The organism is Photobacterium rosenbergii (assembly GCF_033022775.1).
Lineage (GTDB): Bacteria > Pseudomonadota > Gammaproteobacteria > Enterobacterales > Vibrionaceae > Photobacterium > Photobacterium rosenbergii_A.
In genome coordinates, this window is record NZ_JAWJZI010000020.1 from 20954 (window position 1) to 33289 (window position 12336).

Sequence of the window (12336 nt, forward strand, 5' to 3'; positions counted from 1 at the left end):
ATAGCACCTTCGGGTGCTATCTTTTTTTTAACTGGCTAAAAATCATGCTAGACTCCGCATCCTTGAATTTAGCTAACCTAAAAGCGAAATAACCATGCCTTGGATTCAAATCAAACTGAACGCGACGGCTGAGAATGCTGAAGCTATCGGCGATATGCTGATGGAAGAGACGGGCGCAGTCTCGGTTACCTTCCTTGATGCCCAGGACACGCCAGTATTCGAACCACTACCGGGCGAAACCCGCCTGTGGGGCGATACGGATGTGGTCGGCCTGTACGATGCAGAAACGGACATGAATTTTGTCCTGGAGATGCTCAACAACAGCCCGCTGATTGCCGACGATTTTGCCCACAAAATCGAGCAGTTGGAAGACAAGGACTGGGAGCGCGAGTGGATGGACAACTTCCACCCGATGCGCTTTGGCCGCCGCCTGTGGATTTGCCCAAGCTGGCGTGAAGTACCCGAGCCGGATGCGGTCAACGTGATGCTGGATCCGGGCCTAGCCTTCGGTACCGGTACCCATCCAACCACATCACTTTGCCTTGAGTGGCTGGACGGCCAAGACCTGACCGGCAAAACCATCATCGACTTCGGTTGTGGCTCAGGCATCCTGGCAATTGCTGCCTTGAAACTGGGCGCCGAGAAGGTGATCGGCATCGATATCGACCCGCAGGCTATCCAAGCTTCCCGCGACAATGCCGAGCGCAATGGCGTGGCGGAAAACCTCGAGCTGTACCTGCCTCAGGACCAGCCTGAAGGTATCCAGGCAGACGTGGTTGTCGCCAACATCCTGGCCGGCCCGCTGCGCGAGCTATCGCCGGTGATCAAGAGCCTGGTCAAAGACGGTGGCCTGCTGGCTATCTCAGGCGTGCTGGAGAGCCAGGCAGAAGATGTCGCGACCTACTACAGCGACGAGCTGACGCTTGACCCGATTGCCGCCCGCGAAGAGTGGTGTCGCATCTCAGGGCGCAAAGCGTAATCGACTTTTTCCTCTTCGATAAACAGTCAATTGATTGAAAAAAGTACAGTTTTGAAAATCAAAACCTAAATGCTCAATTATTGGCCTTTTCAGAAGGGGAAAAAATGCGTAAAATGCGCGCCCTTACTGGCATAGTCAGGAATAGACGTTTGAAGATCGGTCCTTATCAACTTAACAACCAGCTGATAGTCGCCCCAATGGCAGGTGTGACCGATCGGCCATTTCGCGAATTATGCCTGCGCTACGGGGCAGGTATGGCAGTGAGCGAAATGATGTCGTCTAACCCGGACCTGTGGAAAACAGCCAAGTCTCAGAACCGCATGGTACATGAAGGCGAGTCAGGGATCCGCTCAGTGCAAATCGCTGGCGCTGATCCCAAACTGATGGCCGAGGCGGCGCAGTTCAGTGTTGAAAACGGTGCGCAAATCATCGATATCAACATGGGCTGTCCAGCCAAGAAGGTCAACAAACGCCTGGCAGGCTCTGCCCTGCTGCAGTATCCAGAGCTGATCGAAGATATCCTTCGTACCGTCGTCGAGGCGGTTGATGTTCCGGTGACGCTCAAAACCCGTACCGGCTGGGATCTTGATAACCGAAACTGTGTCGATATTGCCAAACGTGCCGAACAATGTGGCATCCAGGCGCTGGCCCTGCACGGCCGGACCAAAGCCTGTATGTACAAAGGCGAGGCAGAATACGATTACATCAAGGCAGTGAAAGAAGCGATCTCGATTCCGGTGATTGCGAACGGTGATATCGACTCACCGGAGAAGGCACGCTTTGTACTGGATTACACCGGTGCCGATGGCTTGATGATTGGCCGCCCTGCGCAAGGTCGGCCGTGGATTTTCCAGGAAATCCACCATTACTTAACAACTGGCGAACACCTGCCGGCTCCATCATTCGATGAAGTTGGTAGCATCATGCTGGGCCACGTCCAGGAACTCCACCGTTTCTACGGTGAGTACCTGGGTTTGCGTATCGCGCGCAAGCACGTGGGCTGGTATTTGAAAGAGCATGCCCCAGCAGGTGGTTTCCGCCGGACCTTCAACGCACTCGAGGATGCCCAACAGCAACTCGATGCGCTGCAAGGCTACTTCGACAACGTTGCATAAATACGAGAAGAGCTTACAGAATATGTTCGAACAAAATCTGACTTCCGAAGCATTGACAGTAACTACTGTTACTTCACAGGACCAAATCACACAGAAGCCACTTCGTGACTCTGTTAAGGCGTCACTGAAAAACTACCTGGCTCAACTAAACGGTCAGGAAGTCGATGATCTGTACGAGCTAGTGCTTGCTGAAGTTGAGCAGCCACTGCTGGACACCATCATGCAGTACACCCGTGGTAACCAAACCCGCGCGGCAACCATGATGGGTATCAACCGCGGTACTCTTCGCAAGAAACTGAAAAAATACGGCATGAACTAAGCCGCATTCGGTTATCCTGATTGCGAAAAGCCCAAACCAGGCAACTGGTTTGGGCTTTTTCTTTATCGCTCTTACCCTTCTCAATATTAAGACTGCCCATAAAGTCGGTTGAACCATACTGCTTCTTTGTACGTTAGTTGCTTGATGATAACCACAACGAGGCAATAATGATGAAATCAATGCTCTGTATATTCAGCCGTACTCTAATGTTTGTTGTTATGCTGTTCTCCGGCTTTGCTATGGCCAGTCACCACGAAACAAGCGAAGCAGAGAAGAACTTGGTACAGGTCGCCGCCAACAATGATGACTTCCAGACTCTTGTGATGGCGATTAAAGCTGCCGATCTGGTTGGGACTCTAGAAGGCAAAGGTCCATTTACGGTGTTGGCCCCGACCGATGATGCCTTTGCCAAGCTCCCCGAAGGTACGCTGGCCGCATTGCTCGAGCCAGAAAACAAAGAAAAACTACAAGCCATTTTGACCTACCATGTCCTACCTGGTGCCATCTCTTCAGAGGAAGTGGCCAAACTCAAACTACCAGAAACTGTACAAGGTGGTACCGTCACGATAGAGACTGATGACGATGGTAAGGTAACTATCAACGGCGCCAACGTCATCCTGGCAGACGTGCCAGCCAGTAACGGGGTGATCCATGTCATCGACACGGTGCTGATCCCAGCGCAAGAAGAATAATGGCTCGATGCCAATAGAGTAGAGAGCAGTAGCGCTTCACCCTCGGTGAAGCGCCTGTCTATTAAAGGTAATCACACAGGTAGGCAGTTGGTTCGGACACCTTAACGTCAAACGAAGAGTCGCCAGGCACTTCAAAGTCATCACCAGCGTAGTAGGTTTCCCATTCGATATGACCCGGTAGTTTCACCGTCAGGGCGCCTTTAACCACCGTCATTCGCTCCGGCGCGGCAGTACCAAAAGTGTATTCGCCCGCAGCCATTACACCGACACTGGCACGCTCGCCAGATGTTTCAAATCCCAGTGATTTTACCTGGCCATCAAAATACTCATTTACTTTCAACATGACTTTCCCTATCAATAACAACCTGATACATCGACGCTACCACAACTTTACCGCCTGCCCAATATAATTTATCGTTATTGCTCTCATTTCAGGCTATTGCTCGGTACACGTAGTCCGACCGCTACAACATCGGCTGTCATTTTTGCCAATACTGTCAGCCTCTTCGTCCCCCAGCGCCTCAAGAATTGAGCAATGGCTGGCATCGTCATCGACATGGCCACAACAGGCATCATTGATTTTTTTCAGCGCGTTGCGGATCCGTGACAACTCCGCCATCTTGCGGTCCACCTCGTCCAATTTGGCCTGGGTGATCGCCTTGACCTCGGCGCAACTGTGCTGGCTGGCTTCGAGGCGAATATCCAGTAGCTCCCTGATTTCATCCAGGCTCAGGCCAATGGCCTTGGCCCGGAGAATAAAATGGATCCGCGACAGGTCGTCTTCGCTATAGAGACGGTAACCGCTCTCGCTGCGCCCAGCAGGAACCAGCAAGCCATTCTTCTCGTAAAACCGCAAGGTATCGCTACTGACACCGCAATGCTTAGCCAGCTGACCAATCAAATACATACCGCCCTACCTTCAATACCACGCAAACATCAAAGTAGACATCAAAAAGCAAACGTTTGCGTAGTGGTGGAATTAATGTAAAATATGCCACGTTGATCACAACACACCAACAGCAGCACTGTGTATATCTTCGATTCTAGCCGAGGGTATTTACCAAAAGCCAGCCTATCTCCTCTGGCTTTTGGCAAATAGTCCTCCGTGTTTACAAAGAGATGGTTGCAATGGAAAACGCTCGTCCTATCCGCCGTGCGCTAATTAGCGTGTCAGACAAAACTGGTATTGTTGAGTTCGCCCAAGCACTAGCTGATAGTGGTGTCGACATCCTGTCTACAGGTGGCACAGCCCGCCTGCTTGCCGAGCAGGGTATCAAGGTGACTGAAGTTTCCGATCACACTGGCTTCCCTGAAATGATGGACGGTCGCGTTAAGACCCTACACCCAAAAATCCATGGTGGTGTACTGGGCCGTCGCGGCACTGACGATGCAGTGATGAGCGAGCACGGTATCGCTCCAATCGATATGGTTGTTGTGAACCTCTACCCGTTCGCAGCCACGGTTGCCAACCCAGATTGCACCCTGGAAGATGCGGTTGAAAACATCGATATCGGTGGCCCGACCATGGTTCGCTCTGCAGCGAAAAACCACAAAGACGTAACCATTATCGTCAATGCCCACGATTACGATCGCGTGCTGACTGAAATGGCGACCAATGACGGTTCACTGACTCATGCGACCCGCTTTGACCTAGCGATTGCTGCATTCGAGCATACTGCTGCTTACGACGGCATGATCGCCAACTACTTCGGTACCATGGTGCCTTCATACGGCGACAACAAGGAAGGTGACGAAGAGTCTAAATTCCCTCGCACCTTCAACCAGCAGTTCGAGAAAAAGCAGGACATGCGCTACGGCGAAAACAGCCACCAGGCCGCAGCCTTCTACGTTGAGAGCAACCCGGAAGAAGCTTCTGTGGCAACCGCTCGCCAGATCCAAGGCAAAGCCCTGTCTTACAACAACATCGCTGATACCGACGCCGCTCTTGAGTGCGTGAAAGAATTCGACCAGCCAGCCTGTGTGATTGTTAAGCACGCCAACCCTTGTGGTGTGGCCCTGGGTGACAACATCCTTGAAGCCTACGACCGTGCGTTCAAAACGGACCCAACCTCGGCATTTGGCGGCATCATCGCATTCAACCGTGAGCTAGATGCAGCAACGGCAACAGCAATTACCGAGCGCCAGTTCGTTGAAGTGATCATTGCACCTGCTGTTTCTGCTGAAGCGGTAGAAATTGTCGCGGCCAAGAAAAATGTTCGCCTGCTAGAGTGCGGTGAGTGGAGCAGCAAAACCACTGGCTTTGACGTGAAACGCGTCAACGGCGGCCTGCTGGTTCAGGATCGTGACCAAGGTATGGTGTCTGAAGCTGACCTTAAAGTGGTTTCTAAACGCCAGCCAACTGAAGAAGAGCTGAAAGATGCCCTATTCTGCTGGAAAGTCGCTAAGTACGTGAAGTCTAACGCGATTGTTTACGCCAAAGGCGATATGACCATCGGTGTGGGCGCTGGCCAGATGAGCCGCGTTTACTCAGCGAAAATTGCCGGTATCAAAGCGGCAGACGAGAATTTGGAAGTTGCGGGTAGCGTGATGGCTTCTGATGCCTTCTTCCCGTTCCGCGACGGTATCGACGCGGCGGCTGAGGCTGGCATCAAGTGTGTTATCCAGCCAGGTGGCTCGATGCGCGACCAGGAAGTAATCGATGCTGCCGACGAGCACGGCATGGCGATGATCTTTACGGGCATGCGCCACTTCCGCCACTAATCTTATTCTTCATATTTGGCACTGTGGCGTCGTTATCTGCTTTCGCCCACCCCAGTCACATAGCGAGCTATGCTCCCGGGGATGGGCTCAATTGTTGCCTAGCCACAGCACCAACTATTTTGAATAAATAATATTTACGGATTTTCATTTTGGATACGAAAGTATTTGAAATGCGTTAGAGCAAGTCAGTGGCTTTAGTTCAAGGAAAAAGCGCCCTTTTTGTTTATAACAACTGTATAAGCATAAATGAGCACTTTTGACACAGAAATAAAGTCACTGACGACGCTATAAGGATTTTGAAGATGAATGTATTGATTATTGGCGCTGGCGGCCGCGAACACGCACTGGGCTGGAAAGCAGCACAAAACCCGAATGTTGAAACAGTCTTCGTTGCCCCGGGCAACGCTGGTACTGCGCTTGAGCCTAAGCTGGAAAACGTTGCGATTGGCGTTGAAGACATCGAGGCGCTGGTTGCCTTTGCCAAAGAAAAAGCAATTGAGCTAACCATTGTTGGCCCTGAAGCACCGTTGGTTATCGGTGTGGTTGATGCTTTCCGCGCTGCTGGCCTGCCAATCTTCGGCCCAACTGAAGCCGCAGCCCAGCTAGAAGGCTCTAAAGCCTTCACCAAGGACTTCCTGGCTCGTCACCAGATCCCAACCGGTGCCTACGCTAACTTCACTGAGATCGAGCCTGCTCTGGCCTACGTGCGCGAGCAAGGGGCACCGATTGTGGTTAAGGCTGACGGCCTGGCTGCCGGTAAGGGCGTTATCGTTGCGATGACCCTTGAAGAAGCAGAAGATGCCATCAAAGACATGCTGGCTGGCAATGCCTTTGGCGAAGCCGGTAGCCGCGTGGTTATCGAAGAATTCCTGGAAGGCGAAGAAGCAAGCTTCATCGTGATGGTTGATGGCGAGAACGTCTTGCCAATGGCCACCAGCCAGGATCACAAGCGTGTCGGCGACAAGGACACCGGCCCAAATACCGGCGGTATGGGTGCTTACTCACCTGCGCCTGTGGTGACGCCTGAGATCCACAACCGCATCATGGAAGAGGTGATCTACCCAACTGTACGCGGTATGGCTGCAGAAGGTCACCCTTACACCGGCTTCCTGTATGCTGGCCTGATGATTGCTGCTGACGGCACGCCGAAAGTTATCGAGTACAACTGCCGCTTCGGCGATCCAGAAACCCAGCCAATCATGATGCGCATGGAATCGGATCTGGTTGAGCTTTGCCTGATGGCAATTGACGAGAAGCTAGACCAAGCAGAGTCCAAGTGGGATCCACGAGCCTCAATTGGTGTCGTACTGGCCGCTGGCGGTTACCCAGCAAGCTATGGCAAAGGCGATGTCATCAGCCTGCCTGGCACTGACGTTGAAGGCCAGAAGATCTTCCACGCCGGTACGGCAACCAACGCCGAAGGCGAAATCGTGACTAACGGCGGCCGCGTACTGTGTGCGACGGCACTTGGCAACTCGGTCTCTGAAGCCCAGCAACGTGCCTACGAGCTGACCAAGCAGGTAAGCTGGAACGGCATGTTCCACCGCAACGACATCGGTTACCGTGCCGTTGCCCGTGAGCAGCAAGACGCCTAATCGCGTCTAAGCAAGCCTACCTAATAAAAACGCGCCCCTTGGCGCGTTTTTTTCATTTCAGCTATCTCGCAATCCACTATCGTGAAGTTAAGCGCGAGGTTAGGCGCGGGGTTAGGTTAGTTAGCCAGCAGCACCGGCGCACTCAGGCAAGTAGGCTGGTTATCATTCAGCATCAACAAGGTATTGGCAGTCAGGGTACCGCGGCGAACCTGGCCGATCACCGCCATATACCCGTCCTGCTGGCGAGCCTGCAGCTGTTGAAGCACATAATCAGGTAACTCAGGCTTGAAGGTCACCTTGAGCTGGCGCTCATCACCACAGCGGTAGAACTGCCCCTGCTTCCAGAAGCCCTGCACTAGGGACAAGTCATCCTTGCGCTGCTGCTTGACCACATCAGCGCCATGCTTGGCTTCCTGCACCAATTGCTGCAGCTGGTCGCCGCTGAGCGGGATCAGCTCGTCACCCAGGGTATAGCGCTGAAAAACGGCATTGCCCAGGGTGTCATAGCGCACATGCAGGGTAAACGGCTTGATTTGCTGCTCGTCAAGCTGCTTGCCTTCACGCTTGATTTCACGCAGCTTGCCGTCGCGCCAGCGGTAGTCGGTGCGGTAGTCACCATAATCACCGGCCATCACGCGATCTGCGAGGCTGACAGGGCGGTTCTGCTGTGAGGTATACCAATAGATAGAGGTGCTGTCGCCGAGGCTCTGACCACCGGTATGGGTCAACACTGGCGTAAGATTGTTTTCGGGGACTGTTGGATTGGAGGCACATCCCGCCAATAGCGAGAGGGTAAGAAAAGTCAGTAGTCGCTTCATGGAAAAACTCCGCCAGATAGATACCTGGCGGAGTATAGATTATTTCACTGAGTCTTTCAGTGCTTTACCAGCAACGAAAGCTGGTACGTTGGCTGCTGCGATCTGGATTTCCTGACCCGTTTGTGGGTTACGGCCAGTACGCGCTGCACGGTGGTTTACTTTGAAAGTACCAAAGCCGATTAGTTGAACCTGGTCACCTTCTTTAAGCGCGTCAGTAATACCGTCTAGCGTAGACTCTAGAGCAGCTTTAGCTTGAGCTTTAGAAAGATCCGCTTTTTCAGCGATCAGGTCAATCAGTTGGGTCTTGTTCATTAGGTTTCCCTTCTAAGGTTTTTTCTTAAGACGCATCAACTCTAATTCAAAAGAAGCCCGTGTGGCAAAGGTTTGTCAGCCTTGATGTGGCTAGGTGCGGACTCTTTAACCATAAACTGAGCGCAAGTTCACAAAATGTTACTAATATGAGACCTGAAATAGTTGTATTTATTCGCTTCAACACCGATTAATATAGGCGTTATCCGTTAATTATTACTAAGGTAAGCATGATACTCCTTACGATTTACATCGCTGTTGCGATTGGTGTTTCGTTTATTTGTTCAGTCCTGGAAGCTGTTCTTCTCAGCATCTCCCCTAGCTACATTGGCACCCTGCGCCAGCAAGGCCACCCAGCAGCAGACCGTTTGGCTGCCCTGAAAGACAACATCGACCGCCCGCTGGCATCGATCCTGACCCTAAATACCATCGCCCATACTATCGGCGCGGCAACAGCCGGTGCCCAGGCTGCAGTGGTATTCGGTAGCCAATGGCTGGGTGTATTCTCCGGCGTACTGACAATTGGTATTTTGCTGTTCTCAGAAATTATCCCGAAAACCATCGGTGCCACCTACTGGCGCCAGCTGGCACCGGCCTCGGCATCGACCCTGCGCTGGATGGTCTGGGCCCTGACGCCGTTTGTCTGGGTATCAGAACAAATCACCCGCCGTCTGTCACGAGGCCATGAAGCGCCGAAACTGCGTGATGAGCTATCGGCGATGGCCATGCTGGCCAAAGAATCGGGCGAGCTGGCCGAAGGCGAGTCGAAAATCATGACCAACCTGCTGCAGTTCCGTGATGTCAGCGTCACCAAAATCATGACGCCACGCCCGGTGCTGTTCCGCGTTGACGCCGAGCAGCCGATCAACGAGTTCCTGTCAAACCACAAAGACAGCCCGTTTTCACGCCCGCTAGTCTATAGCGAGCAGAAAGACAATATCCTCGGCTTCGTCCACCGCCTTGAGCTGTTTGCCGAAAGCCAGGCTGGCCGCGGCCAGAAAGAGCTGGGCACCCTGATGCGCCCGTTACCGGTTATCATGAACAACGCCAGCGTACCAAAAGCCTTCGAGCAGCTAATGAAAGAGCGCTCCCAGCTGGTACTGGTGGTTGATGAATATGGTACCGTCCAGGGCCTAGTGACCATGGAAGACATCTTCGAGCACTTGGTGGGCGAAGAGATTGTCGATGAAGCCGACAAGAACACCGACATGCAGCAGCTGGCCTACCAGCGTTGGGAGAAGTGGAAGAAAACCCACGGCGTGATCGAAAGCAAAGACGACGAGTAATCTCACTAGCGCTTTGCGACCGCATTGAATCACCGAATATAAAAGGGGCCAAATGGCCCCTTTTCCTTATCTCAAGGTTTCACCCTTTCCTTCAAGACTGTACCGCCAACATAGGACGTGTCGCCCGGCTAACCACAACACCTATCGCGATCACTACCAAACTAGGCACCACCCAGCCCGCATAATCGCTATACAGCGGCAGGTACTGCGCCAACCAGCTATCGATCCCGGCAGGCATTTTGCCCAAGATATGCAACGCATCAATACTGCCTAAGGCCAAGGCTGTCATTACTGCTGCCATCACGGCCGGTGTCGCCAAACGGCGGCGCAGCGGGGCAATCACCAGCAGGGCAATGGCGACGGGGTGCAAGGCCACAACCACCGGCAGGGTGATCGCCAATAGCTGCTCCAAGCCAAGGTTGGCCACCAACCCGGCAACCATCATCGTCACCCAGACACTACGCGAGTATGTCACCGGCTGGAAGGTACGGCTATAAAACTCACTGCCTGCGGTCGTCACACCAATCGCGGTGGTCAGGCAGGCCAAAATCATTACCGCACCCAACAAAACACTGCCAAAAGTACCAAAGTGGGCCAAAGTGAAAGCAGTCAAGATCTCGCCGCCATTGCCGAATGCCGAGCCCAGGCTGGCGCTGGTCGCGCCGATATAAGCCAACGACAGATATACCAAGGCCATCGCCACGGCATACATCACAGCGGCCATCAGGGTGTATTTAGCGGTCGCTTTCGGGCACTCCACGCCCATTTCACGGATAGCGCGGAAGATGATCCAGCCAAAGCCAATCGAGCCCAGCGCATCCATGGTCATGTAGCCTTGGGTCAGCCCTTCGGCAAATGCCTTATCCTGATAAGGTCCCACAGCAGCCAATGCTTCACCGACCGGAGACATAAACGCAGTGGCAGCCAGCACGGACAGGATCACCACCAGCATCGGGGTCAGCCACTTACCCAGCGTATCGACCAGCTTGCCCGGGTAGAGCGCAAACACGATGGCAGCCAAACAGAACACCACAGTGAAAGGAAGCAATGCCGCCTCGCCGACAAAAGGGGCAAAACTAAACTGGTAGGCGACCGTGATAGCCCGGGGGATCACAAAGGCCGGACCAATCACAATAAACACCATCACCCAAAACCCCGTCGCAACCGGTTTGGGCAGGGCGGCGGTCAGGTTATCGGAGCCATTGACCAGTGCGACCATCACCAAAGCCAGTGCCGGCAGGCCAACGCCAGTCAAAAGGAAGCCGGCCATGCCGGAAGCAAAATGTTCGCCGGCCTGCAAGCCAAGGAACGGAGGGAAGATCAGGTTGCCGGCACCAAGATACATGGCGAAAGTCATAAAGCCCAAGGCGGCGATGTTGCGTGCACTTAACATAGTTATCCTCTACCGCGTCGGCTTGAAGGAAACTAAGGAGAATTCGGGAGGGAATATTAACCTGTCAGCTTCGCTTCAAGCTGACAGGAAAATTGAGATACGGCCTGTCAGCCCCGGATAAGACCCAGAGAGAGCAGGAGGAGCAGGCTAGCCGCAACGGCGTTAAGGCCCTTGCAGGAAACAGCAATGTTGATAGCTGATACTGGCATAACTCGTCCTAGCTGACAGAAAATAAAAACCAGAAAACAAGACGTTTTCCGCGATACCTTTGTTATAAACGGCGGCAGCAGAGCAATACAAGCAGAAAAATAAAATAAGTGGAATGGATTAGCGCCACCCAAAAAAAGCAGCACAAACTGCTAGCAATACCATTTTATGGTGAGATTTAAAACTTCACAGTACCGTTACATCTCTTCAGAAAGCCGCTTTGCCTTTTTCTCGCCGTGTCTTTTCCCATTCCGAGCAGTGCAATAAAAAAGGGCCGCTAGGGCCCTTCTCGATTCAAACAGGTTGCTTACAGCTCGATACCGATATTGCTGACCGGCTCTTCGCGCAACTCCTGGCGCAGTCCTTTGATCAGCTCGATATCACGGCGCTCAGCTTCTTTAAGCGCACGGAAAATCGCCCACTGCATGTCCCACTCGGCACATACCGCTTCATTTTCTTTTTGGTTGTCGTTGGTAATTTCCACACCGGTCTGGGCAAACTCAAGATCCGCAACGGTTGCGGCAGACAACGAGCTTAGCTTGGCCAGTGTTTCCAGCATCAGGTCGCGGTCAAGCATCGCATGGAGTAAATCAGCCAGCGCTGCACAAGCATCGATCGCCGGGTTTACCGCATACAAATCATAATCTTCGGCATTTGGCACCAACTCTTCGAGTTTCTCCAGCTGCTTCTCGAAGTTGATCTTGGCAGTTTTGACCGTCAAAATTTCCCAGATACTGTCCAGAATCGAACGGTACTTCTGCTCATCCGCGAACTCCGTTTGCTGACAGAAGAACGCATAGTTGGGATACATTCGTTCACACAGTGACACCATAAAGGTAATGTGTTGCCATGGTTCTAATTTTTCTAAACGGAGCTGAACTGGATTCTTTAGCATGGGATAA

13 protein-coding genes are annotated in these 12336 nt (G+C 52.8%); 7 read left to right on the plus strand and 6 right to left on the minus strand.

Annotated elements, in window-relative coordinates:
- Positions 1-94: 94 nt before the first annotated feature.
- The 4 genes from prmA (at position 95) to R2X38_RS23715 (ending at position 3105) form a co-directional block, all read left to right on the plus strand.
- Complete coding sequence (gene prmA / locus R2X38_RS23700) at positions 95-979, plus strand: 50S ribosomal protein L11 methyltransferase (protein ID WP_317524806.1); 885 nt, start codon at positions 95-97, stop codon at positions 977-979.
- A 149-nt stretch (positions 980-1128) separates the two neighbouring features.
- Positions 1129-2094, plus strand: coding sequence for a tRNA dihydrouridine synthase DusB (gene dusB, locus R2X38_RS23705; protein WP_317524832.1), 966 nt, complete (start codon positions 1129-1131; stop codon positions 2092-2094).
- A gap of 22 nt (positions 2095-2116) precedes the next feature.
- Complete coding sequence (fis, locus tag R2X38_RS23710; RefSeq protein ID WP_005372656.1) at positions 2117-2413, plus strand: DNA-binding transcriptional regulator Fis; 297 nt, start codon at positions 2117-2119, stop codon at positions 2411-2413.
- Positions 2414-2592: 179 nt separating this feature from the next.
- The gene (locus R2X38_RS23715) at positions 2593-3105 is read left to right on the plus strand and encodes a fasciclin domain-containing protein (protein ID WP_411185881.1); all 513 of its coding nucleotides are present in this window, start codon (positions 2593-2595) and stop codon (positions 3103-3105) included.
- 61 nt (positions 3106-3166) lie between these two features.
- Here the strand turns inward: R2X38_RS23715 and R2X38_RS23720 are convergent, their stop codons facing one another.
- Together R2X38_RS23720 and zntR are read right to left on the minus strand one after the other, a co-directional pair.
- Entirely contained in the window at positions 3167-3448 is a 282-nt protein-coding gene (locus R2X38_RS23720) for a pyrimidine/purine nucleoside phosphorylase (RefSeq protein ID WP_107301215.1), read from the minus strand.
- A 93-nt stretch (positions 3449-3541) separates the two neighbouring features.
- Positions 3542-4012, minus strand: a complete 471-nt coding sequence (zntR, locus tag R2X38_RS23725; RefSeq protein WP_317524808.1) for a Zn(2+)-responsive transcriptional regulator — start codon at positions 4010-4012, stop codon at positions 3542-3544.
- A gap of 221 nt (positions 4013-4233) precedes the next feature.
- On the opposite strand from zntR, the gene purH reads away from it, so the two are divergent.
- Together purH and purD are read left to right on the plus strand one after the other, a co-directional pair.
- Positions 4234-5826, plus strand: coding sequence for a bifunctional phosphoribosylaminoimidazolecarboxamide formyltransferase/IMP cyclohydrolase (purH, locus tag R2X38_RS23730; RefSeq protein WP_317524809.1), 1593 nt, complete (start codon positions 4234-4236; stop codon positions 5824-5826).
- Positions 5827-6128: 302 nt separating this feature from the next.
- Complete coding sequence (purD, locus tag R2X38_RS23735) at positions 6129-7421, plus strand: phosphoribosylamine--glycine ligase (RefSeq protein WP_317524810.1); 1293 nt, start codon at positions 6129-6131, stop codon at positions 7419-7421.
- Between the two features lie 116 nt (positions 7422-7537).
- Here purD and R2X38_RS23740 read toward each other — a convergent pair whose 3' ends face one another.
- Positions 7538-8239: a DUF1481 domain-containing protein gene (locus R2X38_RS23740; protein WP_317524811.1), complete on the minus strand. Its 702-nt coding sequence runs from the start codon at positions 8237-8239 to the stop codon at positions 7538-7540.
- Between the two features lie 39 nt (positions 8240-8278).
- Positions 8279-8551 (minus strand): nucleoid-associated protein HU-alpha, encoded by a 273-nt coding sequence (hupA, locus tag R2X38_RS23745; RefSeq protein WP_107301220.1) that lies wholly within the window; start codon positions 8549-8551, stop codon positions 8279-8281.
- Positions 8552-8778: 227 nt separating this feature from the next.
- Here hupA and R2X38_RS23750 point away from each other — a divergent pair, with 227 nt between their 5' ends.
- The gene (locus R2X38_RS23750) at positions 8779-9834 is read left to right on the plus strand and encodes a hemolysin family protein (protein ID WP_317524812.1); all 1056 of its coding nucleotides are present in this window, start codon (positions 8779-8781) and stop codon (positions 9832-9834) included.
- A 91-nt stretch (positions 9835-9925) separates the two neighbouring features.
- On the opposite strand, the gene brnQ is transcribed toward R2X38_RS23750, so the two are convergent.
- Together brnQ and R2X38_RS23760 are read right to left on the minus strand one after the other, a co-directional pair.
- Entirely contained in the window at positions 9926-11227 is a 1302-nt protein-coding gene (gene brnQ, locus R2X38_RS23755) for a branched-chain amino acid transport system II carrier protein (protein ID WP_317524813.1), read from the minus strand.
- Between the two features lie 514 nt (positions 11228-11741).
- Positions 11742-12329 (minus strand): YjaG family protein, encoded by a 588-nt coding sequence (locus R2X38_RS23760; protein ID WP_039458751.1) that lies wholly within the window; start codon positions 12327-12329, stop codon positions 11742-11744.
- Positions 12330-12336 lie beyond the last annotated feature (7 nt).

Excerpts from the sequence above, each read along its gene's own strand:
- prmA (WP_317524806.1), top strand. The coding sequence starts at position 95 with ATGCCTTGGATTCAAATCAAACTGAACGCGACGGCTGAGAATGCTGAA.
- fis (WP_005372656.1), top strand. The coding sequence starts at position 2,117 with ATGTTCGAACAAAATCTGACTTCCGAAGCATTGACAGTAACTACTGTT.
- R2X38_RS23715 (WP_411185881.1), top strand. The coding sequence starts at position 2,593 with ATGCTCTGTATATTCAGCCGTACTCTAATGTTTGTTGTTATGCTGTTC.
- R2X38_RS23720 (WP_107301215.1), bottom strand. The coding sequence starts at position 3,448 with ATGTTGAAAGTAAATGAGTATTTTGATGGCCAGGTAAAATCACTGGGA.
- zntR (WP_317524808.1), bottom strand. The coding sequence starts at position 4,012 with ATGTATTTGATTGGTCAGCTGGCTAAGCATTGCGGTGTCAGTAGCGAT.
- purH (WP_317524809.1), top strand. The coding sequence starts at position 4,234 with ATGGAAAACGCTCGTCCTATCCGCCGTGCGCTAATTAGCGTGTCAGAC.
- purD (WP_317524810.1), top strand. The coding sequence starts at position 6,129 with ATGAATGTATTGATTATTGGCGCTGGCGGCCGCGAACACGCACTGGGC.
- R2X38_RS23740 (WP_317524811.1), bottom strand. The coding sequence starts at position 8,239 with ATGAAGCGACTACTGACTTTTCTTACCCTCTCGCTATTGGCGGGATGT.
- hupA (WP_107301220.1), bottom strand. The coding sequence starts at position 8,551 with ATGAACAAGACCCAACTGATTGACCTGATCGCTGAAAAAGCGGATCTT.
- R2X38_RS23750 (WP_317524812.1), top strand. The coding sequence starts at position 8,779 with ATGATACTCCTTACGATTTACATCGCTGTTGCGATTGGTGTTTCGTTT.
- brnQ (WP_317524813.1), bottom strand. The coding sequence starts at position 11,227 with ATGTTAAGTGCACGCAACATCGCCGCCTTGGGCTTTATGACTTTCGCC.
- R2X38_RS23760 (WP_039458751.1), bottom strand. The coding sequence starts at position 12,329 with ATGCTAAAGAATCCAGTTCAGCTCCGTTTAGAAAAATTAGAACCATGG.